This is a genomic window from Enterobacter sp. fkY84-1 (genome assembly GCF_052974705.1).
Map to the genome: position 1 here is coordinate 3,567,071 of NZ_CP169393.1, position 22,524 is coordinate 3,589,594.

The following is a 22,524-nucleotide window of genomic DNA, read 5'->3' on the forward strand; positions in this document are numbered from 1 at the left end:
CCCTGTCACCCGCAGGGCTTTTTTATGGAGCCCCTTGATGCGTATTCCTCTGGTACTGAGTGTGCTCTTCCTGAGTGGCTGTAGCCATATGGCTAACGATAGCTGGTCCGGACAGGACAAAGCACAGCATTTCCTCGCTTCCGCGATGTTGTCCGCAGCCGGTAATGAATATGCCCAGCACCAGGGATACAGCCGGGATCGTAGCGCGGCGATCGGGTTGATGTTCTCAGTAGGTCTTGGGGCATCAAAAGAACTGTGGGATAGCCGCCCCGCAGGGAGCGGCTGGAGCTGGAAAGATTTCGCCTGGGATGTCGCCGGCGCAACGACCGGCTATGCCGTATGGCAGATGGCGCGCTATTAAAGTCGAATGCCTTTCCCTTTGCGATGCAGCATCAGGGAGACAACAAACGCCAGTGCCCCCATTCCCGTTACGTACCAGAAGAATGTCGTTTCGCTTCCCCATGATTTAAGCGACAGCGCGACGTACTCCGCCGATCCGCCAAACACCGCGTTGGCTACCGCATAAGAGAGCCCTACCCCTAACGCGCGGACCTGCGCCGGGAACATCTCGGCTTTCAATATCCCACTGATGGAGGTATAGAAACTGACAATCACCATCGCCACCATCACCAGCGCAAAGGCGGCATACGGTGAAGAGACATGCTGAAGCGCTGTCAGAATGGGAACGGTACATAATGCCGATAATCCGCCAAAAATGAGCATTGAGGTACGTCGGCCAATTTTGTCCGAGAGCGCACCGACGATCGGCTGTATGAGCATAAAGACAAACAGTGCCACGGTCATGACCACGCTGGCGACGTTTGCGTGCATGCCGGTGGTGTTTACCAGGTATTTTTGCATATAGGTGGTGAACGTATAAAAACTGAGAGAGCCGCCTGCAGTGAAGCCCAGCACCATCAGGAAAGCTTTGCGGTTACGCCATAACCCTTTGAATGTTCCCGCCTCCTTCAGCATCCTGACCTCTTTCTGAGAGGTTTCATCTAGCTGACGGCGTAGCCAAAGTGCAACGACCGCCAGTACAGCGCCCATTGCGAAAGGGATCCGCCATCCCCAGGCGTGAAGTTGTTCGTCCGTCAGAATTTGCTGCAGGATCACCACCACAAGAATGGCCAGCAGTTGACCGCCAATCAGCGTGACGTACTGGAATGAGGCGTAAAAACCTTTACGGCCTTCCAGTGCAATTTCACTCATGTAGGTTGCACTGGTACCGTATTCGCCGCCCACCGATAATCCCTGGAATAAGCGGGCCAGCAAAAGTAGCGCCGGTGCCCAGGTACCAATCGATGCATATCCCGGTAAGCAGGCGATCACCAGCGAGCCAAAGCACATCATGCACACCGAGATCAGCATAGAGGCCTTACGCCCGCGACGGTCCGCAATACGGCCGAACAGCCAACCCCCGATGGGTCGCATCAAGAAGCCTGCGGCGAAGACTCCTGCCGTTTGTAGCAGCTGCGTGGTGGTGTTGCCGGAGGGGAAGAAAATATGTGCGAAGTAGAGTGAACAGAATGAGTAGACGTAAAAGTCGAACCATTCAACCAGATTCCCTGAAGAGGCGCTGATGATTGCCCATACCCTTCTTCGGGTATCACTGTGAGCCAGCGTCCCGTTTGATGTCATGCTTTCTGTCATTGTGATTATGCTCCTGCCATAAACTGCGGCGTATTGAGCCTGGAGACTCAATAACCTCGTAAATGAAATGTTATAATTTTGTTATAAATCACATTGAGACAGAGATCACACATTCCATTAGCAGGATAAGGGATTAAGACAAAAGCCAGAGTGGGAAAACAAAAGCAAAAAACCCCGCACCTTACGGTACGGGGTTCTTCTTAATTGATGCCTGGCAGTTCCCTACTCTCACATGGGGAGACCCCACACTACCATCGGCGCTACGGCGTTTCACTTCTGAGTTCGGCATGGGGTCAGGTGGGACCACCGCGCTAAAGCCGCCAGGCAAATTCTGTTCATCTGTATCAGGCTGAAAATCGTGTCTGTCTCGTCGCCAAAACATCTTCGGCGTTGTAAGGTTAAGCCTCACGGTTCATTAGTATCGGTTAGCTCAACGCATCGCTGCGCTTACACACCCGACCTATCAACGTCGTCGTCTTCAACGTTCCTTCAGGAGACTTAAAGTCTCAGGGAGAACTCATCTCGGGGCAAGTTTCGTGCTTAGATGCTTTCAGCACTTATCTTTTCCGCATTTAGCTACCGGGCAGTGCCATTGGCATGACAACCCGAACACCAGTGATGCGTCCACTCCGGTCCTCTCGTACTAGGAGCAGCCCCCCTCAATTCTCCAGCGCCCACGGCAGATAGGGACCGAACTGTCTCACGACGTTCTAAACCCAGCTCGCGTACCACTTTAAATGGCGAACAGCCATACCCTTGGGACCTACTTCAGCCCCAGGATGTGATGAGCCGACATCGAGGTGCCAAACACCGCCGTCGATATGAACTCTTGGGCGGTATCAGCCTGTTATCCCCGGAGTACCTTTTATCCGTTGAGCGATGGCCCTTCCATTCAGAACCACCGGATCACTATGACCTGCTTTCGCACCTGCTCGAGCCGTCACTCTCGCAGTCAAGCTAGCTTATGCCATTGCACTAACCTCCTGATGTCCGACCAGGATTAGCTAACCTTCGTGCTCCTCCGTTACTCTTTGGGAGGAGACCGCCCCAGTCAAACTACCCACCAGACACTGTCCGCAACCCGGATTACGGGTCTACGTTAGAACACCAGCCATTAAAGGGTGGTATTTCAAGGACGGCTCCACGCAGACTGGCGTCCACGCTTCAAAGCCTCCCACCTATCCTACACATCAAGGACCAGTGTTCAGTGTCAAGCTATAGTAAAGGTTCACGGGGTCTTTCCGTCTTGCCGCGGGTACACTGCATCTTCACAGCGAGTTCAATTTCACTGAGTCTCGGGTGGAGACAGCCTGGCCATCATTACGCCATTCGTGCAGGTCGGAACTTACCCGACAAGGAATTTCGCTACCTTAGGACCGTTATAGTTACGGCCGCCGTTTACCGGGGCTTCGATCAAGAGCTTCGCGTTGCCGCTAACCCCATCAATTAACCTTCCGGCACCGGGCAGGCGTCACACCGTATACGTCCACTTTCGTGTTTGCACAGTGCTGTGTTTTTAATAAACAGTTGCAGCCAGCTGGTATCTTCGACTGATTTCAGCTCCACCCGCAGGGGCTTCACCTACATATCAGCGTGCCTTCTCCCGAAGTTACGGCACCATTTTGCCTAGTTCCTTCACCCGAGTTCTCTCAAGCGCCTTGGTATTCTCTACCTGACCACCTGTGTCGGTTTGGGGTACGATTTGATGTTACCTGATGCTTAGAGGCTTTTCCTGGAAGCAGGGCATTTGTTACTTCAGCACCGTAGTGCCTCGTCATCACACCTCAGCGTTAAAAAACGACCGGATTTACCTAATCGTTCCGCCTACATGCTTAAACCGGGACAACCGTCGCCCGGCTAACATAGCCTTCTCCGTCCCCCCTTCGCAGTAACACCAAGTACAGGAATATTAACCTGTTTCCCATCGACTACGCCTTTCGGCCTCGCCTTAGGGGTCGACTCACCCTGCCCCGATTAACGTTGGACAGGAACCCTTGGTCTTCCGGCGAGCGGGCTTTTCACCCGCTTTATCGTTACTTATGTCAGCATTCGCACTTCTGATACCTCCAGCATGCCTCACAGCACACCTTCAACGGCTTACAGAACGCTCCCCTACCCAACAACGCATAAGCGTCGCTGCCGCAGCTTCGGTGCATGGTTTAGCCCCGTTACATCTTCCGCGCAGGCCGACTCGACCAGTGAGCTATTACGCTTTCTTTAAATGATGGCTGCTTCTAAGCCAACATCCTGGCTGTCTGTGCCTTCCCACATCGTTTCCCACTTAACCATGACTTTGGGACCTTAGCTGGCGGTCTGGGTTGTTTCCCTCTTCACGACGGACGTTAGCACCCGCCGTGTGTCTCCCGTGATAACATTCTTCGGTATTCGTAGTTTGCATCGGGTTGGTAAGCCGGGATGGCCCCCTAGCCGAAACAGTGCTCTACCCCCGAAGATGAGTTCACGAGGCGCTACCTAAATAGCTTTCGGGGAGAACCAGCTATCTCCCGGTTTGATTGGCCTTTCACCCCCAGCCACAAGTCATCCGCTAATTTTTCAACATTAGTCGGTTCGGTCCTCCAGTTAGTGTTACCCAACCTTCAACCTGCCCATGGCTAGATCACCGGGTTTCGGGTCTATACCCTGCAACTTAACGCCCAGTTAAGACTCGGTTTCCCTTCGGCTCCCCTATACGGTTAACCTTGCTACAGAATATAAGTCGCTGACCCATTATACAAAAGGTACGCAGTCACACCACGAAGGTGCTCCCACTGCTTGTACGTACACGGTTTCAGGTTCTTTTTCACTCCCCTCGCCGGGGTTCTTTTCGCCTTTCCCTCACGGTACTGGTTCACTATCGGTCAGTCAGGAGTATTTAGCCTTGGAGGATGGTCCCCCCATATTCAGACAGGATACCACGTGTCCCGCCCTACTCTTCGAGTTCACAACCTGTGCGTTTTCGTGTACGGGACTGTCACCCTGTACCGTGCGACTTTCCAGACGCTTCCACTAACACACAAGCTGATTCAGACTCTGGGCTGCTCCCCGTTCGCTCGCCGCTACTGGGGGAATCTCGGTTGATTTCTTTTCCTCGGGGTACTTAGATGTTTCAGTTCCCCCGGTTCGCCTCGTTAACCTATGTATTCAGTTAACGATAGTGTGTCGGAACACACTGGGTTTCCCCATTCGGACATCGCCGGGTCAAAGGTTCATATCACCTCGCCGGCGCTTTTCGCAGATTAGCACGTCCTTCATCGCCTCTGACTGCCAGGGCATCCACCGTGTACGCTTAGTCGCTTAACCTCACAACCCGAAGATGTTTCACTTCTGATTGCGAAAATTCGAGAGACTCGAACACACCATTTAAGATGTGTCGTTTCAATTTTCAGCTTGATCCAGATTTTTAAAGAGCAAATATCTCAAACGTGACTCGTAAGTCAGTTTTGAGATATGACGGCAGGTGACTTTCACTCACGAACCAGCAAGTGGCGTCCCCTAGGGGATTCGAACCCCTGTTACCGCCGTGAAAGGGCGGTGTCCTGGGCCTCTAGACGAAGGGGACACTGAAGTCTCAATCGCAAGACGCCTTGCTATTTACTTTTCATCAGACAATCTGTGTGAGCACTACAAAGGCAGGTTCTTTAAGGTAAGGAGGTGATCCAACCGCAGGTTCCCCTACGGTTACCTTGTTACGACTTCACCCCAGTCATGAATCACAAAGTGGTAAGCGCCCTCCCGAAGGTTAAGCTACCTACTTCTTTTGCAACCCACTCCCATGGTGTGACGGGCGGTGTGTACAAGGCCCGGGAACGTATTCACCGTAGCATTCTGATCTACGATTACTAGCGATTCCGACTTCATGGAGTCGAGTTGCAGACTCCAATCCGGACTACGACGCACTTTATGAGGTCCGCTTGCTCTCGCGAGGTCGCTTCTCTTTGTATGCGCCATTGTAGCACGTGTGTAGCCCTACTCGTAAGGGCCATGATGACTTGACGTCATCCCCACCTTCCTCCAGTTTATCACTGGCAGTCTCCTTTGAGTTCCCGGCCTAACCGCTGGCAACAAAGGATAAGGGTTGCGCTCGTTGCGGGACTTAACCCAACATTTCACAACACGAGCTGACGACAGCCATGCAGCACCTGTCTCAGAGTTCCCGAAGGCACCAATCCATCTCTGGAAAGTTCTCTGGATGTCAAGAGTAGGTAAGGTTCTTCGCGTTGCATCGAATTAAACCACATGCTCCACCGCTTGTGCGGGCCCCCGTCAATTCATTTGAGTTTTAACCTTGCGGCCGTACTCCCCAGGCGGTCGACTTAACGCGTTAGCTCCGGAAGCCACGCCTCAAGGGCACAACCTCCAAGTCGACATCGTTTACGGCGTGGACTACCAGGGTATCTAATCCTGTTTGCTCCCCACGCTTTCGCACCTGAGCGTCAGTCTTTGTCCAGGGGGCCGCCTTCGCCACCGGTATTCCTCCAGATCTCTACGCATTTCACCGCTACACCTGGAATTCTACCCCCCTCTACAAGACTCTAGCCTGCCAGTTTCGAATGCAGTTCCCAGGTTGAGCCCGGGGATTTCACATCCGACTTGACAGACCGCCTGCGTGCGCTTTACGCCCAGTAATTCCGATTAACGCTTGCACCCTCCGTATTACCGCGGCTGCTGGCACGGAGTTAGCCGGTGCTTCTTCTGCGGGTAACGTCAATCGCTGAGGTTATTAACCTCAACGCCTTCCTCCCCGCTGAAAGTACTTTACAACCCGAAGGCCTTCTTCATACACGCGGCATGGCTGCATCAGGCTTGCGCCCATTGTGCAATATTCCCCACTGCTGCCTCCCGTAGGAGTCTGGACCGTGTCTCAGTTCCAGTGTGGCTGGTCATCCTCTCAGACCAGCTAGGGATCGTCGCCTAGGTGAGCCATTACCCCACCTACTAGCTAATCCCATCTGGGCACATCTGATGGCAAGAGGCCCGAAGGTCCCCCTCTTTGGTCTTGCGACGTTATGCGGTATTAGCTACCGTTTCCAGTAGTTATCCCCCTCCATCAGGCAGTTTCCCAGACATTACTCACCCGTCCGCCGCTCGCCGGCAAAGTAGCAAGCTACTTTCCGCTGCCGCTCGACTTGCATGTGTTAGGCCTGCCGCCAGCGTTCAATCTGAGCCATGATCAAACTCTTCAATTTAAGTTTGATGCTCGTGAATTAAACTTCGTAATGAATTACGTATGTTCACTCAGAGACTTGGTATTCATTTTTCGTCCGAGGACGTTAAGAATCCATGTCACTTTGAGTGCCCACACAGATTGTCTGATAAATTGTTAAAGAGCAGTGCCGCTTCGCTTTTCGCTGCGGCGCGGGGTGTGCATATTACGCTTTCCCGCTTCAGAGTCAAGCGTTTATTTTCGCTATTCTCTGCTGACCCGGCGGCGTGTGTGCCGTTGTTCCGTGTCAGTGGAGGCGCATTATAGGGAGTAATTCCGAACCTGCAAGGATAAAGTGAAAATTATTTACTGACTGCTCACTTTCCAGGCAAACCTCACTCCAGACCTCAATTTTCGCCTGGTTTTTAAACAAAAACGAGCCGCAAGCGGCTCGTTTTTGCGTTTTGTGACTTACTGCACTGCCACAATGCGATCGTCGTTGGCTTCCAGACGGATAATTTTACCAGGAACCAGTTCCCCGGAGAGGATCTGCTGCGCCAGCGGGTTTTCGATCTGCTGCTGGATAGCACGTTTCAATGGACGCGCACCGTACACCGGATCGTAACCATTCTTACTCAGCAGTTTCAGCGCATCGTCGGAGATGTGAATTTCGTATCCACGCTCTTCCAGACGTTTGTACAGACGCTGCAGCTGAATCTGCGCAATCGACGCGATGTGTTTCTCACCCAGAGGATGGAATACCACCACTTCATCAATACGGTTGATGAACTCCGGACGGAAGTTATGGCTTACCACACCCAGCACCAGATCCTTCATGTGGCTGTAGTCCAGTTCACCGAAACGTTCCTGAATCAAATCGGAACCCAGGTTCGACGTCATAATGACAACCGTATTACGGAAGTCGACCGTTCTCCCCTGCCCGTCGGTCAGACGCCCATCATCCAGCACCTGAAGCAGAATGTTGAACACATCCGGATGCGCTTTTTCCACCTCATCCAGCAGGATGACGGAATAAGGACGACGACGCACCGCTTCTGTCAGGTACCCACCTTCTTCATAACCCACATATCCAGGGGGCGCCCCGACCAGACGCGAGACGGAGTGTTTCTCCATAAACTCGGACATGTCGATACGCACCATCGCATCGTCGCTGTCGAACATAAAGTTAGCCAGCGCTTTGCACAGCTCGGTTTTACCGACACCGGTCGGCCCCAGGAACAGGAACGAACCAATCGGGCGGTTCGGATCGGACAGCCCTGCACGACTACGACGAATAGCATTCGAAACCGCTTCAACCGCTTCGTTCTGGCCAATCACACGATTGTGGAGATCGTTCTCCATGCGCAGCAGTTTTTCACGCTCGCCTTCCAGCATGCGCGCCACCGGAATACCGGTCCAGCGGGCAAGCACTTCCGCAATCTCGGCATCCGTCACTTTATTACGTAACAGACGCATCGTTTTTCCTTCTGACTGCGTCGCAATCTCAAGCTGTTTTTCCAGCTCAGGGATTTTGCCATACTGCAGCTCTGACATCCGCGCCAGGTCGCCCACGCGTCGAGCCTGCTCAATGGCAATTTTTGCCTGTTCGAGTTCAGCTTTAATGGTCTGCGTACCGGAAAGGGAGGCTTTCTCGGCTTTCCACTCTTCTTCAAGCTCAGAATACTGGCGCTCTTTATCGTCCAGCTCTTCATTGAGCATATCGAGGCGTTTCTTACTGGCTTCATCAGACTCTTTCTTCAGCGCCTGCTGTTCCAGCTTGAGCTGAATGATGCGTCGGTCGAGTCGATCCAGCTCTTCCGGCTTCGAGTCAATCTGCATACGAATGCTCGACGCCGCTTCATCAATCAGGTCGATCGCTTTATCCGGCAGCTGACGGTCAGCAATATAACGATGCGAAAGCGTCGCCGCCGCAACGATGGCCGGGTCAGTGATCTGCACATGGTGGTGCAGTTCATAGCGCTCTTTCAGACCACGCAGGATCGCGATGGTATCTTCAACGCTTGGCTCGGCAACAAACACTTTCTGGAAGCGACGTTCCAGCGCAGCATCTTTCTCAATGTACTGTCGGTACTCATCCAGCGTGGTGGCACCGACGCAGTGAAGTTCACCGCGCGCCAGTGCAGGTTTCAGCATGTTCCCGGCATCCATTGCGCCGTCTGCCTTACCGGCACCGACCATGGTGTGCAGCTCGTCGATAAACAGGATGACGTTACCTTCCTGTTTCGCCAGATCGTTCAGCACGCCTTTCAGACGCTCTTCAAACTCACCGCGGTATTTCGCACCGGCCACCAGCGCGCCCATGTCCAGCGCCAGTACGCGGCGGCCTTTCAGCCCTTCCGGCACTTCACCGTTCACAATACGCTGCGCAAGCCCTTCAACAATCGCGGTTTTACCGACACCCGGTTCACCTATCAGTACCGGGTTGTTCTTGGTACGACGCTGCAGTACCTGAATGGTACGGCGGATTTCTTCATCACGGCCGATCACCGGGTCAAGTTTGCCCTGTTCAGCACGCTCGGTCAGATCGACCGTAAATTTCTTCAAAGCCTGACGTTGGTCTTCGGCTCCCTGATCGTTCACGCTTTCACCTCCGCGCATGTTCTCAATCGCCTGAGTCACATTGGCGGTGGTCGCACCGGCGGATTTCAGCAGGTCGGTCAAGGTACCGCGTGATTCAAGCGCCGCCAGAACAAACAGCTCTGACGAAATAAAATTGTCCCCACGTTTTTGCGCCAGCTTGTCGCAAAGGTTCAGGACGCGCACCAGATCCTGCGACGGCTGAACGTCGCCGCCGGTCCCTTCGACCTGCGGTAAACGGCTCAGCGCCTGATCGATAGCGGTGCGTAACTGGCCAGCATTAATGCCAGCGGACGTTAATAAAGGACGTACCGATCCCCCTTCCTGATTCAACAAGGCGCTCATTAAATGAAGAGGTTCGATAAATTGGTTGTCGTGCCCCAGTGCGAGGGACTGGGCATCGGCGAGAGCAAGCTGGAATTTATTAGTAAGACGATCCAGACGCATAACTCCTCCCATAACAGGTCAAATTTGCTACTGGAGATTAAATGAGGTCATCCCTCAATTATTCAAGGTTAATGACCTGAATTATGTGAAAAGAAAACGGCACGTGCCGGATCGTCTTGATTCTTTAGGTTATATCAGCCAAATGAAACTTGCCATACGCCCCGTCGTCTTGTCGCGGCGATAAGAGAAAAAATCACCCTTTTCGGTGAATGTGCAGCGATCGCCGCCGAAGATCTGCGTTATGCCGACGCTGTTCAGGCGCTGACGAGCAAGCTGGTAAATATCGGCCAGATATTTATCTCCAGAAGGCAGGAAAGCGTCCACCGCTTGCGGATCTTTATCCATAAAGGCTTCGCGAACCTCCGGCCCCACTTCAAAAGCGCGAGGACCAATGGCCGGGCCAAGCCAGGCCATAATATTGGCGGGTTCATCCTTAAAGCAGGCGACGGTTTCTTCCAGCACGCCTTCACACAGTCCACGCCAGCCCGCGTGAGCTGCAGCCACCTCGGTGCCTGCACGGTTGCAGAACAGCACTGGCAGACAATCGGCGGTCATTACGGCACAAACGGTTCCCGGAGTATTGCTGTAAGAGGCATCAGCACGTTTAGAAGCATAGGGTTCTCCCGTCAACTTCAGCACCGCCTTGCCATGAACCTGTTCCAGCCAGACCGGATTTGAAGGCAGGTTCCCCGCAGCAAACAGACGCCTGCGGTTCTCTTCCACGTGTTCCAGGTTATCGCCACAGTGTGCGCCGAGGTTCAACGACGCCCACGCGCCCTGGCTCACACCGCCAGTGCGGGTTGAACTGCAGGCAGCCACGCCGGCAGGCAATGGCCACTCCGGGACAATCAGTTTGGTCATAACCAGTCCACTTGATCCTTATGTTCTTCGAAATCAGCACGCATGGCGTCAATAAGGTCCACCATATCCTGCGGGATAGGCGCATGCCACTCCATCTGAATACCGGTGATAGGGTGATAAAGACGCAGCATGGTCGCGTGCAGCGCCTGACGATCGAATTTACGCAATACGCTGATGAACTCATCCGACGCGCCTTTAGGCGGACGCGGACGACCACCGTAGACCTGATCCCCCACCAGCGGATGGGTAATGTGGGCCATATGCACGCGGATCTGGTGAGTACGTCCGGTCTCCAGACGCAGACGCAGGCGCGTATGAATACGGAAGTGCTCCATAATGCGGTAATGCGTCACCGCCGGTTTACCCATCGGATGCACCGACATATGGGTACGCTTGGTCGGGTGACGGCTAATGGGCTCTTCCACCGTCCCGCCAGAAGTCATATGTCCAATGGCTACCGCTTCATATTCACGGGTGATTTCGCGCAGCTGCAGCGACTCCACCAGACGGGTCTGAGCAGGAACGGTCTTCGCCACCACCATCAGACCGGTAGTGTCTTTATCCAGACGGTGCACGATGCCCGCGCGCGGGACATCCGCGATCGGCGGATAGTAATGGAGAAGTGCGTTAAGTACCGTACCGTCAGGGTTTCCCGCGCCCGGATGAACAACCAGGTCGCGCGGCTTGTTGATCACCAGAATGTCATCATCTTCATAGACGATGTCCAGTGGGATATCCTGCGGCTCGAAGCGAATTTCCTCTTCGATTTCAGCATTGATGGCGACAGCTTCCCCACCTAACACTTTCTCTTTTGGTTTGTCCCAGATCTTGCCGTTTACCATCACGCGCTGGTCAAGGATCCATTCTTTTATGCGTGAACGCGAATAATCAGGGAACAATTCGGCCAAAGCCTGATCTAAGCGTTGACCGAGCTGATTTTCGGAGACTGTTGCGGTGAGTTCTACTCGTTGTGCCATAAACTGCTTCTTCGTTTAACGTTGGGTTTTACGGCTTTGCCGTTTAATATAGTGTGCTATTGTAGCTGGTCTTAATCGGGAGCAGGAACAGAGTTTCTCCCGGACAAACATTTGAGGAAAGTCAAAACGTCATGACGCGCATGAAATATCTGGTGGCAGCGGCCACGTTGAGCCTGGCTTTGGTGGGCTGCTCCGGTTCAAATGAACAGGTCCCTGACAATCCGCCGAATGAAATCTATGCGACTGCACAACAAAAGTTGCAGGACGGTAACTGGAAACAGGCGATAACGCAACTGGAAGCGTTGGATAATCGCTATCCATTTGGTCCGTATTCGCAGCAGGTACAGTTAGATCTCATCTACGCATACTATAAAAATGCCGATCTGCCGCTGGCTCAGGCAACCATCGATCGTTTCATGCGTCTGAACCCGACTCATCCTAACATCGACTACGTGATGTACATGCGCGGCCTCACCAACATGGCGCTGGATGACAGTGCGCTGCAGGGCTTCTTCGGTGTGGATCGTTCCGACCGTGACCCGCAGCATGCGCGTGACGCCTTCAATGACTTCTCTAAACTGGTGCGCGGCTATCCGAACAGCCAGTACGTGACCGACGCCACCAAACGTCTGGTGTTCCTGAAAGATCGTCTGGCGAAATATGAATACTCCGTGGCGGACTACTATACCCGCCGTGGCGCATGGGTTGCCGTGGTTAACCGCGTAGAAGGTATGCTGCGAGATTACCCGGATACTCAGGCAACGCGCGACGGCCTGAAGCTGATGGAAAATGCTTACCGTCAGATGCAGATGACCGCTCAGGCTGAAAAAGTGGCGAAAATCATCGCCGCGAACAGCAGCAACACCTGATTTTGCCTCAATGCAAAACGGCAGCCGAAGGCTGCCGTTTTTTTATTCGTTTCTGAGCGTCGCTGAAGCGCGTTAGCCTCAACACATCCAGTCAACTATGGCCTCAATTTTTGCCTTCTACAAGGTAAATCTCACCTCTTCCTGCCCTGCCTCACAAAAAAGATTCCCTGACAAAAACCGACAAAATAACGTGATCTAAATCACACATTTTGACATTAGGTCGGGTATGCTGGAATCACCAAGACGGAAAGACAAGAGGTAAAATTTATGACAATGAACATTACCAGTAAACAAATGGAAATTACTCCGGCAATTCGCCAGCACGTCGCAGACCGTCTCGCCAAACTGGATAAATGGCAAACACATTTGATTAATCCACATATCATCCTGTCCAAGGAGCCGCAGGGTTTCATCGCTGACGCAACTATCAATACTCCAAACGGCCATCTGGTCGCCAGCGCAAAACATGAGGATATGTACACCGCAATTAACGATTTGATCAACAAGCTGGAACGGCAGCTCAATAAAGTGCAACACAAAGGTGAAGCCCGTCGCGCCACAACGTCGGTGAAAGACGCCAGCTTCGCGGAAGAAGTTGAAGAAGAGTAATCCTTTAAATTGAGTGTACCGCCAACGCGCCTTCGGGCGCGTTTTTTGTTTTTTATTGACAGGGTGAAAACAGTACGGGTACTTTAACGGTATCACTCACAGGATGACTTTATGAAACTTACGCCGTTCTTCTTCGCATTCTTTTTTACCTTCCCCTGAACGGGAGGCGTTTCGTCGTGTGATAAAGAATGCGAAGACGAACAACAAGGCCTCCCACACCGGGGGGCCTTTTTTATTGATAACGATAAGATGAGACAGGCAACACTATGACACCGGAAAACCCGTTACTGGATCTGCGCGTAAAAATCAGCGCGCTGGATGAGAAACTGCTGGCGCTGCTGGCCGAACGCCGCGCCCTTGCCGTTGAAGTGGGTAAAGCCAAGCTGGACTCCCATCGTCCGGTCCGTGATATCGACCGCGAGCGGGATCTGCTGGAACGTCTCATTCAGCTCGGCAAAGCGCATCATCTCGATGCCCACTACATCACCCGGCTGTTCCAGCTCATCATCGAAGACTCCGTTCTGACCCAGCAAGCGCTACTCCAGCAGCACCTCAATAAAACCAATCCGCTCTCTGCGCGTATCGCTTTCCTCGGGCCAAAGGGCTCCTATTCTCACCTGGCCGCGCGTCAGTATGCCGCTCGCCATTTCGAAGAATTTATTGAAAGCGGCTGCGCGAAGTTTGCCGACATTTTTAACCAGGTCGAGACCGGCCAGGCGGATTACGCCGTGGTGCCGATTGAAAACACCAGCTCCGGCGCCATCAACGACGTCTACGATTTGCTGCAGCACACCAGCCTTTCGCTGGTCGGCGAGCTGACGATCCCTATCGATCACTGCGTGCTGGTCTCCGGTTCAACGGACCTGAACACGATCGAAACGGTCTACAGCCACCCGCAGCCGTTCCAGCAGTGCAGCCAGTTCCTGAACCGTTATCCGAACTGGAAAATTGAGTACACCGAAAGCACCTCGGCGGCGATGGAAAAAGTGGCCCAGGCGAACTCCCCCACCGTCGCGGCGCTCGGCAGCGAAGCGGGCGGCGCGCTGTATGGTTTACAGGTGCTGGAACGCAACCTGGCGAACCAGACGCAAAATATTACCCGCTTCGTGGTGCTGGCCCGCAAGGCAATCAATGTGTCTGACCAGGTACCGGCCAAGACCACGCTGCTGATGGCCACCGGCCAACAGGCCGGTGCGCTGGTTGAAGCTCTGCTGGTACTGCGTAATCACAACCTGATCATGACCCGGCTGGAATCGCGCCCAATCCACGGTAACCCGTGGGAAGAGATGTTCTACCTCGATATCCAGGCCAACCTGGAGTCTGCTTCCATGCAGAAAGCCCTGCGCGAGCTGGGCGAGATCACGCGTTCCATGAAGGTGCTGGGCTGTTACCCGAGCGAAAACGTCGTCCCGGTCGATCCAATCTAACGTTCGATAAAACGGCTTTTCTTCATCCCTGCCACGCTCACCGGCAGGGTGAAGATGGCCCCGGAGAGCGGATATTTCGCCACCTCCTCCGCATCCATATTTTCCCGCGTGGTGGTAATAAACAGCGTTTTCATGTCATCGCCGCCAAAGCAGACCATCGTCGGGCAACGTACCGGCATGCGATACTCTTCCAGCTGCTCCCCTTGCGGTGAAAAACGCGCGATGCGCCAGCCGTCAAACAGCGCGCTCCAGTAGCAACCTTCCATATCCATCGCCGCGCCGTCCGGTATCCCCTCGCCCTCTTTAAACTGACGAAACACCTCTCGCTTACCCGGTTCGCCCTGCTCATCAAGCGGGGTACGGTAAATCACACCGTTTGGCGTGTCTGAGGTAAACATCCACTGCTTATCCGGGCTAAACGCTAAGCCGTTGTGCCCGTGAATATCGCACTGGATCACCTTCGGCGTCAGATCGTTGTCGATGCGCATCAGCAAGGCGCCGTTGTAATCTCCCGGCCCCCAGAACGTGCCCGCATAGAACCGGCCCTGATGGTCGGTACCCCCATCGTTAAAACGCGCCAGCTGCGGGTTAGAGGGGTTGTCGCACACCTTGCGCTGCAGAAGGCCATGCTTATCGGCAAGCCAGATGCCATTGCGCATGGCGACGATAAACCCGCCGCGCTCGCGCAGCGCGAAACAGCCTACCTCCTCGTGGAAAGAAAGCACGGTGTGTTCCGCCGTCGGCAGATGGTAGCGGTGGATCTCTCCTTCCAGAATATCGGCCCAGTAGAGCGCGTGCTCGTCGGCGCTCCACGTCGGGCATTCAGGCAAATGCCCGGTGTAATTCAACAGCAGCTGCGGTTCGGCCATGACAGTTCCCCAAAATGAAAAAAGCCAGCAATGCTGGCTTTCAGTATATACATCATCGCATTACTGGCGACTGTCATTTGCCTGGCGCAACAACGTCCGGCTCTCATTCTGGAAACGCTGCGCGTAATCGCCAAACCAGTGCTCGACCTTGCGGAAGCTGTCGATAAACGCCTGTTTGTCTCCGTGCTCCAGCAGCGTAATGGCTTCACCAAAGCGCTGATAGTAGCGCTTGATCAGCGCCAGGTTATTTTCCGAGGACATAATAATATCCGCGTACAGTTGCGGATCCTGCGCGAACAGACGCCCGACCATCGCCAGCTCCAGACGATAGATAGGTGAAGAGAGCGCCAGCAGCTGTTCAAGCTGCACGTTCTCTTCCGCCAGATGCAGGCCGTAGGCAAACGTCGCAAAGTGGCGCAGCGCCTGAATGAACGCCATGTTCTGGTCGTGCTCAACCGCGCTGATGCGGTGCAGCCGTGCGCCCCATACCTGAATCTGTTCCAGGAACCACTGATAGGCTTCCGGCTGACGACCGTCGCAGTAAACCACCACCTGCTTAGCCAGGCTGCAGCTGTCCGGACCAAACATTGGGTGCAGACCCAGCACCGGCCCCGTATGCGCCGCCAGCATAGCCTGCAGCGGACCATTTTTGACGGAGGCCAGATCCACCAGGATGCAATCTTTCGGTAAAGGAGGCAGCTTCCCGACGATCTGCTCCGTCACGTGGATCGGCACGCTGACGATAACCATTCCGGCATCTTTCATGAGTTCCGGCGCCTGGGCCCAGTCCTCTTTTTCCAGAATGCGCACCTGATAGCCAGAAAGGGTCAGCATTTTTTCAAACAGGCGCCCCATCTGTCCGGCACCGCCGACAATCACCACCGGACGCAGGGTCGGACAGAGGGTTTTGAAGCCCTTGTCGTTTTCACTGGAATAGGACTCCCGCATCACGCGACGCAGAACATCCTCAATCAAGTCCGGCGAAACGCCCAGCGCCTGCGCCTCTTTGCGACGGGAGGCCAGCATGGAGGCCTCGCGCTCCGGGACGTAGATCGGCAGGCCGTATTTGCTTTTCACCTCACCGACTTCGGCAACCAGGGCCATGCGGCGCGCCAGCAGATCCAGCAGCGCCTTATCCACTTCATCAATTTGATCGCGCAGTGCGGTCAATTCAGCAACCATAACTACCCTCTTAAGCCAGACGCGTCGCCAGCTGGCCGCTTAAATCTTTATGGATCTCACGCAGCAGTGCATCGGTGGTTTCCCAGCTGATGCAGGCATCCGTCACGGAGACGCCGTGCTTCATGGCACTGCGCGGTTGTTCAGATGATTGATTGCCTTCATGAATATTGCTCTCAATCATCAGACCGATAATCGAACGGTTGCCATCTTTGATCTGGGCGACCACGGATTCCGCAACCGCAGGCTGACGACGGTAATCTTTATTCGAATTACCATGACTGCAATCTACCATCAGTGCCGGGCGCAGTCCCGCCTGCTCCATCTCTTTTTCACACTGCGCCACGTCCGCCGGGCTGTAGTTCGGGGCTTTCCCGCCGCGCAGGATCACGTGCCCGTCCGGGTTGCCCTGCGTTTGCAGGAGGCAGACCTGGCCCGCCTGGTTGATACCGACGAAACGGTGCGGCATGGCAGCCGCGCGCATGGCGTTGATCGCCGTCGCCAGGCTGCCATCGGTACCGTTTTTAAAACCAACCGGCATCGACAGGCCAGACGCCATCTCGCGGTGGGTTTGCGATTCCGTGGTACGCGCGCCAATCGCGGACCAGCTGAACAGATCGCCAAGGTATTGCGGGCTGTTCGGATCCAGCGCTTCGGTTGCCAGCGGCAGCCCCATGCTGACCAGCTCCACCAGCAGGCGACGCGCAATCTTCAGGCCTGCTTCCACATCAAACGAGCCATCCATGTGCGGATCGTTAATCAACCCTTTCCAGCCAACGGTAGTACGTGGCTTCTCAAAATAGACGCGCATCACCAGGTAGAGGCTATCGCTGACCTCCTCCGCTAATGCTTTAAATCGACGAGCGTACTCAATGGCGGTTTCAGGATCGTGAATAGAGCAAGGACCACACACCACCAGCAGGCGCGGATCGCGGCCGGCGATGATGTCAGAAATGGTCTGGCGCGAGTGCTCAATCTGAGCCTCCTGCGCGACGCTCAGCGGAAATTCTGCTTTCAGCTGATCCGGAGTAATTAAAACCTGTTCGTCAGTGATATGTACGTTGTTCAGCGCGTCTTTTTGCATGATGGCGATCCTGTAAAGCTCGTTTGCGATAGTTGTTTTCCTCAATGAGGTGAAACCACGATACCATAAAAAGTAAACATTTCAATCCAAAATACGTACATATTACTTTACAGTAGCCAATTTATTGCAAAAATCAGCCGTCAAAAACGTAAAGTTTAAATTACAGACATACTTTCTTAAGCCAGGCTATGCTGAAGTAAAAAGGAGAATGGCTATGCGTTCAATTGCTCTCACGCTGTTGTCGCTGTTTTTAACGGGCTGCCAGATCAATCCTTATACCTTCCAGCCCGACTGGACCAGTCCATCCTGGTTTGATGCCGGTAAAGAAGACGCCATGAATGGCCTGCCGGTTAAAGATAACCAGACCCTGGCCGATAGTTTTAACGACACCCACGTTGATCGTAGTGAATATCTTCGCGGCTATGCCGATGGTCAGAAGAGAGTCTGCGAAGAAGGGTTTATTCACGCCTGGGGATTAGCGGGCAAATCTTTCCCTGCCAGTTGCGATACTGCTGAAAACGCGGCAAAACTGCGTGCGTCATGGCAAAAAGGGATGGATGAAAGTATGCGCTCCAGCAGACTCAATTAAGTCTGTTTTTAATCACCGGAAAATAAACAACAGTAGGATTTAGCTTAGGTTGACCTGAGGCTATTTCTGACATAATGACGGCTCTGATAAACAATGGTATTCTGCCCGCAACTCTTAAGGACATCTATTTCCAGAGCGATGTGGCGGATTCTGGTGAGAAATTTATTCTTGATCTCTTTTTTCCGACTCACTCTGGTGTTAATGCTGTTCATTATGGTGGGCCCAGCGACGGCAGGCACGCTCACGGAAACGGATAAATCGGTACGCTCGATAGTCTCAGGCATTGTGAGCTATACGCGATGGCCGTCACTATCCGGGCAGCCTAAACTCTGCATCTATGCCACTTCTCACTATACGCACGCGCTTAGCGGCGACGAAGGGCACAACGAGTTACCCTATACTCCCGCTATTGTACATAACGATCGGGAAGCCCTGGCCGCGACGTGCGATGCGATTTATTTCGGGTCTGAATCACCGGCAAAACAACTTGAATTAATAAGCCAATATCAGGGCAGAGCATTGCTATTAATCTCAGAGCAAAATCCGGAATGTGTAATTGGCAGTGCCTTTTGCCTGATGATCGATCGTGGCCAGGTCCGGTTCTCCGTCAACCTGGATGCATTGACGCGCAGTGGCGTAAGAGTCAATCCGGATGTATTAATGCTGGCACGGAATAAGCAGCATGGATAAAGATTTCACTTCAACGCCACGGCCGACGTTTAAAAGAACGTTAAGGCGAAACAGCATGATAAGCGTCATTATCACGATGACGTTAATATGGCTGTTGCTCTGTTTTGCTTCCGTTGTGACGTTAAAACAATACGCGCAAAAGAATCTCGAATTAACCGGCGCCACGATGAGCCACAGCCTGGAAGCCTCGCTGGTTTTCAACGACTCGCTGGCGGCCAACGAAACGCTTGCCGCCCTGGGCAAACAGGGGCAGTTTGCCGCGGCCGAGGTGATTAACGCGCATAAAAAGCGGTTCGCCTACTGGTCCTGGAACCCGGAAGATAACAACGACACGCTGGGCGCGCTGGTCAGCCGCTGGCTTTTCCCCGTACCGGTTGCGCAGCCCATCATGCATAACGGCTTAACGATCGGCGAAATCCGCCTTACCGCGCGTGACAGTCTGATCAGCCATTTCATCTGGACGTCGTTTGCCGTACTGACCGGCTGCATTCTCTTTGCCGCCGTGGTCGCGCTCGTCATTACCCAGTCTTTGCATCGTGGAATGGTCACGGCCCTGCAGAACATTACCGACGTCGTTCATGACGTGCGCACGAACCGAAATTTCTCCCGCCGGGTGAAAGACGGCCGTATCGAAGAATTTCACCAGTTTGGCGAAGACTTCAATAGTCTTCTGGATGAAATGGAAGAGTGGCAGCTGAAGCTTCAGGCGAAAAATGCCCAGCTGTTGCGGACCGCCATGCACGACCCGCTTACCGGTCTTGCCAACCGCGCGGCGTTTCGTAACAGCATTGCGGCATTAATGAATGACCCTTCAGCCAGAACAAACTCGGCCCTGCTCTTCCTCGACGGTGATAATTTTAAGTTTATTAACGACACCTGGGGACACGCGGCAGGAGACTGCGTGCTGATCGAAGTCGCCAGCAGGATGATGGAGTTTGGCGACAAACGTCATCAGTCCTACCGTCTTGGCGGTGACGAATTTGCCATGGTGCTGTACGGCGTGCACTCTGAGCTTGAGGTTCAACATATTTGTGCTGCGCTTTCGCAGCAGTTTATTCGTCCGTTTGATCTTCATAACGGACAAAAAGCATCGATGTCACTCAGCATTGGCTTTGCTCTGGCGTGGGAAAATACTTCCGTGGAAGCATTACTGGAGAGGGCTGACCGCAACATGTACCAGGTTAAAAACCAGCGTACGAAAACAATAAGTTAGAAAGGATACACTATGTTAAAACGTTACTTCGCGCCCTTAGTACTGGCCTCACTGGTTCTGGCAGGCTGCCAGTCGCCGCCGGAAGGCAAATTCACTCCTGAGCAAATTGCGGCGATGAAGTCTTACGGTTTTAACGAACTGAACGGTGACTGGTCGCTTGGGATGTCGGACACCATCCTGTTTGATAAAAATGACGCCAGGCTGCGATCGGAGAGTGAAACGCAGATCCAGTCCATGGCCTCTCGTCTGGCGGAAACCGGCCTGACCCACGCGCGAATGGACGGTCACACGGATAACTACGGGGAAGAGAGCTACAACGAAGCGCTCTCGTTAAAACGCGCCAACGCCGTGGCCGATGCCTGGGCGAAGGGGGCAAACATCCCGCGCAGCAATCTCACCACGCGGGGATTAGGTCAAAAATACCCGGTTGCGAGCAACAGTACCTCACAAGGGCGCGCTGAAAACCGCCGCGTCGCAGTGGTAATCAGCACGCCATAAGGCTATTTAGCGGAGGATTCGGCGAGCGTCACCCTGGTTGCCGCTCGCCAGCGCAGCCAGTCCACCAGAACAAACAGCGCCAGACTCACGCCCATGACCGGCAATGCCAGTCCCAACAGTACGCTGATTAACACCGTAACGCCTCTTCCCCACACTGACAAGGCAAGCCAGCTCTGGCAAAGCGTCTGTACCGGACTCACAGCCGATTGCGCCGGACGACGCATCCACCACATCCGGTATCCCCAGATAATGAGCACGCAAAGGGCGAGGCCGAACGCAACCAGCAGCAGCTGATTTGCGAGGCCGAATAAGATCCCCATATGGAAATCCACGCCCCAGCGGGTCAGTTTTGCCATTAGCGGGAAATCCTTGAATCGGGTTCTGTCCAGAACCTGCATCGTATGAGGATCAACCGCCACGGCGTCCACCTGGGTCGGCCAGCTGCGATCGATTTCCGTCACGGTCCAGGCGCGATCCATCGTTTTCGCCGGGCGGATCTCCAGCTTGCCGGCATCAATACCCGCGTTACGCGCCGCGCTTAACACGCCGTCAAACTGCGTCAAATCCATCGCCATTTCCGGCATCACCATTCCACCGTGATGACCGCGGTGTTCGGCATGTTCATCCATGACCTCATGTTGGCCGGATAGCGTCGTGTTCACCTGCGGGGTGAGCCAGTTCATCTCTGCACGCAGCTTATCCACGTTTCCGCCAGCCCACTGGGACCAGGTCAGGCCGGTTGCGGAGAACAGCAGCATTCCACCCAGCAGGCTCCAGCCCAGCGTCACGTGTACCCGACGCCGGTTCTGGAAGCGATTGTTGATCCGCCGTTTGGGCCGGGTATAACACCACAGGGCAATACCGCCCAGCGCGGCGACCCACATCCACGAGGCCGCAAGCTCGCTGTAAAGGCGCCCAATGTCGCCCAGCATCAGGGAAGTATGCAGGTAATCAATGGTCTGACGCAGGGGTAAAATCCCGCTGGTGCCGTATACCGTCAGATCTCCCAGCACCGTCAGGCTTACCGGATCGATAAAGATAGCCCGGTTCTCCGATGGCCCAAGTTTCGGGTCAGCGAACATCACGCGGGTGGTTTCGCCCTCAACCAGCCCCGGACGAACGGCGTGCAAACGTAAATCTGATCCAACGGTTTTTTCCGCCACGGCGATTTGTTCCGCCAGAGGATGTGGCTCGCCCACGGAATCTGTGTGGAGCGCGTGCCGGTAGAGCGCGTTTTCCAGCTGTGGGGTCGCCACATACAACGTCCCGGTCAGCGCGGCGAAGAAGATAAACGGGCCGACAAACAGCCCAACGTAGAAATGAAGGCGACGCAGCAGGTTTCCCCATGCCGCGCGCGAGGTGCAGGTAGTCATACTTTTCCTTTTTAAGGCAAAAAGTTATCGATATTTTTTTATTGGGAAAAAGCAGACTGTCGCGGCGGCGCGCGGGTATCAGGGTAAAGCCAGGGGAAAAAGTGCCAGTGGTTGACCGCCTGACGCGGCGGCTTAACGCGAAGCCTCTGCAGCACCACGCTGAGCAGTACGATGAGCGCCAGCATCACGCCAGGGACATGCGCTAACAGCACGCAGTAGCCGCACGCTTCAGCATGGTCGACGGGCATCGTGTGCGGCATATCGCCGTGATGCTCGTCCATCGACATCATGCTCATCTCATGATGCATGCCCGGCATGGCGCTCATGGGATCTTTCTGCAGCGAAACGGAGATAAGGGGTGCTACCACGATCAGCAGGATCGCGAACAGCGCGGTCAATGCCGCTGCGCGTTTCCAGCTATACTGATGCAGTACGTTATCCACTT

The 22,524-nt window shown here is 54.1% G+C and carries 18 protein-coding genes, 1 tRNA gene, 3 rRNA genes and 1 other annotated feature; of the genes, 9 read left to right on the forward strand and 13 right to left on the reverse strand.

What is annotated here, in order from left to right; genetic code table 11:
* Nucleotides 1-37 precede the first annotated feature (37 nt).
* Nucleotides 38-361: a YfiM family lipoprotein gene (locus ACEPLT_RS16975; RefSeq protein ID WP_008502197.1), complete on the forward strand. Its 324-nt coding sequence runs from the start codon at nucleotides 38-40 to the stop codon at nucleotides 359-361.
* Here ACEPLT_RS16975 and ACEPLT_RS16980 read toward each other — a convergent pair.
* The 8 genes from ACEPLT_RS16980 to rluD form a co-directional block, all read right to left on the reverse strand.
* On the reverse strand, nucleotides 358-1,653 hold the full coding sequence (locus tag ACEPLT_RS16980) for an MFS transporter (protein ID WP_045908524.1): 1,296 nt from the start codon (nucleotides 1,651-1,653) through the stop codon (nucleotides 358-360). The two genes, ACEPLT_RS16975 and ACEPLT_RS16980, sit on opposite strands and share 4 nt — an antisense overlap.
* 209 nt (nucleotides 1,654-1,862) lie before the next feature.
* Nucleotides 1,863-1,978: ribosomal RNA gene (gene rrf, locus ACEPLT_RS16985) — 5S ribosomal RNA — on the reverse strand.
* A 69-nt stretch (nucleotides 1,979-2,047) separates the two neighbouring features.
* A 23S ribosomal RNA gene (locus tag ACEPLT_RS16990) occupies nucleotides 2,048-4,953 on the reverse strand.
* Between the two features lie 183 nt (nucleotides 4,954-5,136).
* A tRNA-Glu gene (locus ACEPLT_RS16995) sits at nucleotides 5,137-5,212 on the reverse strand.
* A gap of 85 nt (nucleotides 5,213-5,297) precedes the next feature.
* Nucleotides 5,298-6,839 (reverse strand): 16S ribosomal RNA (locus ACEPLT_RS17000).
* The 16S, 23S and 5S rRNA genes sit together here with 1 tRNA gene alongside, the layout of an rRNA operon.
* 428 nt (nucleotides 6,840-7,267) lie before the next feature.
* Entirely contained in the window at nucleotides 7,268-9,841 is a 2,574-nt protein-coding gene (gene clpB / locus ACEPLT_RS17005) for an ATP-dependent chaperone ClpB (protein WP_008502466.1), read from the reverse strand.
* A gap of 129 nt (nucleotides 9,842-9,970) precedes the next feature.
* On the reverse strand, nucleotides 9,971-10,702 hold the full coding sequence (yfiH, locus tag ACEPLT_RS17010) for a purine nucleoside phosphorylase YfiH (protein WP_126289042.1): 732 nt from the start codon (nucleotides 10,700-10,702) through the stop codon (nucleotides 9,971-9,973).
* Nucleotides 10,699-11,679 carry a 23S rRNA pseudouridine(1911/1915/1917) synthase RluD gene (gene rluD, locus ACEPLT_RS17015; RefSeq protein ID WP_008502468.1) on the reverse strand — a complete coding sequence of 327 codons (981 nt, stop codon included), beginning with the start codon at nucleotides 11,677-11,679 and terminating at the stop codon, nucleotides 10,699-10,701. Before rluD ends, yfiH begins: the two co-directional genes overlap by 4 nt.
* Nucleotides 11,680-11,810: 131 nt before the next feature.
* On the opposite strand from rluD, the gene bamD reads away from it, so the two are divergent.
* The 4 genes from bamD to pheA all read left to right on the forward strand — a co-directional run bounded on the left by bamD (nucleotide 11,811) and on the right by pheA (nucleotide 14,584).
* Nucleotides 11,811-12,548, forward strand: a complete 738-nt coding sequence (bamD, locus tag ACEPLT_RS17020) for an outer membrane protein assembly factor BamD (protein ID WP_008502469.1) — start codon at nucleotides 11,811-11,813, stop codon at nucleotides 12,546-12,548.
* 267 nt (nucleotides 12,549-12,815) lie between these two features.
* Entirely contained in the window at nucleotides 12,816-13,157 is a 342-nt protein-coding gene (gene raiA, locus ACEPLT_RS17025; RefSeq protein WP_008502470.1) for a ribosome-associated translation inhibitor RaiA, read from the forward strand.
* A 110-nt stretch (nucleotides 13,158-13,267) separates the two neighbouring features.
* Nucleotides 13,268-13,393, forward strand: a sequence feature (Phe leader region).
* Complete coding sequence (gene pheL / locus ACEPLT_RS17030; protein WP_100249759.1) at nucleotides 13,269-13,316, forward strand: pheA operon leader peptide PheL; 48 nt, start codon at nucleotides 13,269-13,271, stop codon at nucleotides 13,314-13,316. Its footprint overlaps the feature before it by 48 nt.
* 30 nt (nucleotides 13,394-13,423) lie before the next feature.
* A complete protein-coding gene (pheA, locus tag ACEPLT_RS17035; protein ID WP_232927380.1) occupies nucleotides 13,424-14,584 on the forward strand; it encodes a bifunctional chorismate mutase/prephenate dehydratase in 1,161 nt (386 codons plus the stop codon).
* On the opposite strand, the gene ACEPLT_RS17040 is transcribed toward pheA, so the two are convergent.
* Genes ACEPLT_RS17040 through aroF form a run of 3 tightly spaced genes read right to left on the reverse strand, consistent with a single transcriptional unit; the run spans nucleotide 14,581 to nucleotide 17,716 of the window.
* Nucleotides 14,581-15,453 (reverse strand): SMP-30/gluconolactonase/LRE family protein, encoded by an 873-nt coding sequence (locus tag ACEPLT_RS17040; RefSeq protein WP_232927381.1) that lies wholly within the window; start codon nucleotides 15,451-15,453, stop codon nucleotides 14,581-14,583. The two genes, pheA and ACEPLT_RS17040, sit on opposite strands and share 4 nt — an antisense overlap.
* Nucleotides 15,454-15,513: 60 nt before the next feature.
* Nucleotides 15,514-16,635, reverse strand: a complete 1,122-nt coding sequence (gene tyrA, locus ACEPLT_RS17045) for a bifunctional chorismate mutase/prephenate dehydrogenase (RefSeq protein ID WP_232927382.1) — start codon at nucleotides 16,633-16,635, stop codon at nucleotides 15,514-15,516.
* 10 nt (nucleotides 16,636-16,645) lie between these two features.
* On the reverse strand, nucleotides 16,646-17,716 hold the full coding sequence (gene aroF / locus ACEPLT_RS17050) for a 3-deoxy-7-phosphoheptulonate synthase AroF (RefSeq protein ID WP_008502474.1): 1,071 nt from the start codon (nucleotides 17,714-17,716) through the stop codon (nucleotides 16,646-16,648).
* Between the two features lie 214 nt (nucleotides 17,717-17,930).
* On the opposite strand from aroF, the gene ACEPLT_RS17055 reads away from it, so the two are divergent.
* From ACEPLT_RS17055 to ACEPLT_RS17070, 4 genes are all read left to right on the forward strand, one after another.
* Nucleotides 17,931-18,305 carry a DUF2799 domain-containing protein gene (locus ACEPLT_RS17055; protein WP_008502475.1) on the forward strand — a complete coding sequence of 125 codons (375 nt, stop codon included), beginning with the start codon at nucleotides 17,931-17,933 and terminating at the stop codon, nucleotides 18,303-18,305.
* A 138-nt stretch (nucleotides 18,306-18,443) separates the two neighbouring features.
* Nucleotides 18,444-18,995, forward strand: coding sequence for a YfiR family protein (locus ACEPLT_RS17060; protein WP_021241999.1), 552 nt, complete (start codon nucleotides 18,444-18,446; stop codon nucleotides 18,993-18,995).
* On the forward strand, nucleotides 18,988-20,208 hold the full coding sequence (dgcN, locus tag ACEPLT_RS17065; RefSeq protein ID WP_021241998.1) for a diguanylate cyclase DgcN: 1,221 nt from the start codon (nucleotides 18,988-18,990) through the stop codon (nucleotides 20,206-20,208). Before ACEPLT_RS17060 ends, dgcN begins: the two co-directional genes overlap by 8 nt.
* A 12-nt stretch (nucleotides 20,209-20,220) precedes the next feature.
* Nucleotides 20,221-20,706 (forward strand): OmpA family protein, encoded by a 486-nt coding sequence (locus ACEPLT_RS17070; RefSeq protein ID WP_008502478.1) that lies wholly within the window; start codon nucleotides 20,221-20,223, stop codon nucleotides 20,704-20,706.
* A 2-nt stretch (nucleotides 20,707-20,708) separates the two neighbouring features.
* On the opposite strand, the gene ACEPLT_RS17075 is transcribed toward ACEPLT_RS17070, so the two are convergent.
* Complete coding sequence (locus ACEPLT_RS17075) at nucleotides 20,709-22,079, reverse strand: PepSY-associated TM helix domain-containing protein (RefSeq protein ID WP_032675360.1); 1,371 nt, start codon at nucleotides 22,077-22,079, stop codon at nucleotides 20,709-20,711.
* Between the two features lie 38 nt (nucleotides 22,080-22,117).
* Complete coding sequence (locus tag ACEPLT_RS17080; RefSeq protein ID WP_032675361.1) at nucleotides 22,118-22,522, reverse strand: DUF2946 domain-containing protein; 405 nt, start codon at nucleotides 22,520-22,522, stop codon at nucleotides 22,118-22,120.
* Nucleotides 22,523-22,524 lie beyond the last annotated feature (2 nt).

What these genes read in the sequence shown, in the direction of transcription:
- ACEPLT_RS16975 (WP_008502197.1), top strand. Translation starts at nt 38, where the DNA reads ATGCGTATTCCTCTGGTACTGAGTGTGCTCTTCCTGAGTGGCTGTAGC.
- ACEPLT_RS16980 (WP_045908524.1), bottom strand. Translation starts at nt 1,653, where the DNA reads ATGACAGAAAGCATGACATCAAACGGGACGCTGGCTCACAGTGATACC.
- clpB (WP_008502466.1), bottom strand. Translation starts at nt 9,841, where the DNA reads ATGCGTCTGGATCGTCTTACTAATAAATTCCAGCTTGCTCTCGCCGAT.
- yfiH (WP_126289042.1), bottom strand. Translation starts at nt 10,702, where the DNA reads ATGACCAAACTGATTGTCCCGGAGTGGCCATTGCCTGCCGGCGTGGCT.
- rluD (WP_008502468.1), bottom strand. Translation starts at nt 11,679, where the DNA reads ATGGCACAACGAGTAGAACTCACCGCAACAGTCTCCGAAAATCAGCTC.
- bamD (WP_008502469.1), top strand. Translation starts at nt 11,811, where the DNA reads ATGACGCGCATGAAATATCTGGTGGCAGCGGCCACGTTGAGCCTGGCT.
- raiA (WP_008502470.1), top strand. Translation starts at nt 12,816, where the DNA reads ATGACAATGAACATTACCAGTAAACAAATGGAAATTACTCCGGCAATT.
- pheA (WP_232927380.1), top strand. Translation starts at nt 13,424, where the DNA reads ATGACACCGGAAAACCCGTTACTGGATCTGCGCGTAAAAATCAGCGCG.
- ACEPLT_RS17040 (WP_232927381.1), bottom strand. Translation starts at nt 15,453, where the DNA reads ATGGCCGAACCGCAGCTGCTGTTGAATTACACCGGGCATTTGCCTGAA.
- tyrA (WP_232927382.1), bottom strand. Translation starts at nt 16,635, where the DNA reads ATGGTTGCTGAATTGACCGCACTGCGCGATCAAATTGATGAAGTGGAT.
- aroF (WP_008502474.1), bottom strand. Translation starts at nt 17,716, where the DNA reads ATGCAAAAAGACGCGCTGAACAACGTACATATCACTGACGAACAGGTT.
- ACEPLT_RS17055 (WP_008502475.1), top strand. Translation starts at nt 17,931, where the DNA reads ATGCGTTCAATTGCTCTCACGCTGTTGTCGCTGTTTTTAACGGGCTGC.
- ACEPLT_RS17060 (WP_021241999.1), top strand. Translation starts at nt 18,444, where the DNA reads ATGTGGCGGATTCTGGTGAGAAATTTATTCTTGATCTCTTTTTTCCGA.
- dgcN (WP_021241998.1), top strand. Translation starts at nt 18,988, where the DNA reads ATGGATAAAGATTTCACTTCAACGCCACGGCCGACGTTTAAAAGAACG.
- ACEPLT_RS17070 (WP_008502478.1), top strand. Translation starts at nt 20,221, where the DNA reads ATGTTAAAACGTTACTTCGCGCCCTTAGTACTGGCCTCACTGGTTCTG.
- ACEPLT_RS17075 (WP_032675360.1), bottom strand. Translation starts at nt 22,079, where the DNA reads ATGACTACCTGCACCTCGCGCGCGGCATGGGGAAACCTGCTGCGTCGC.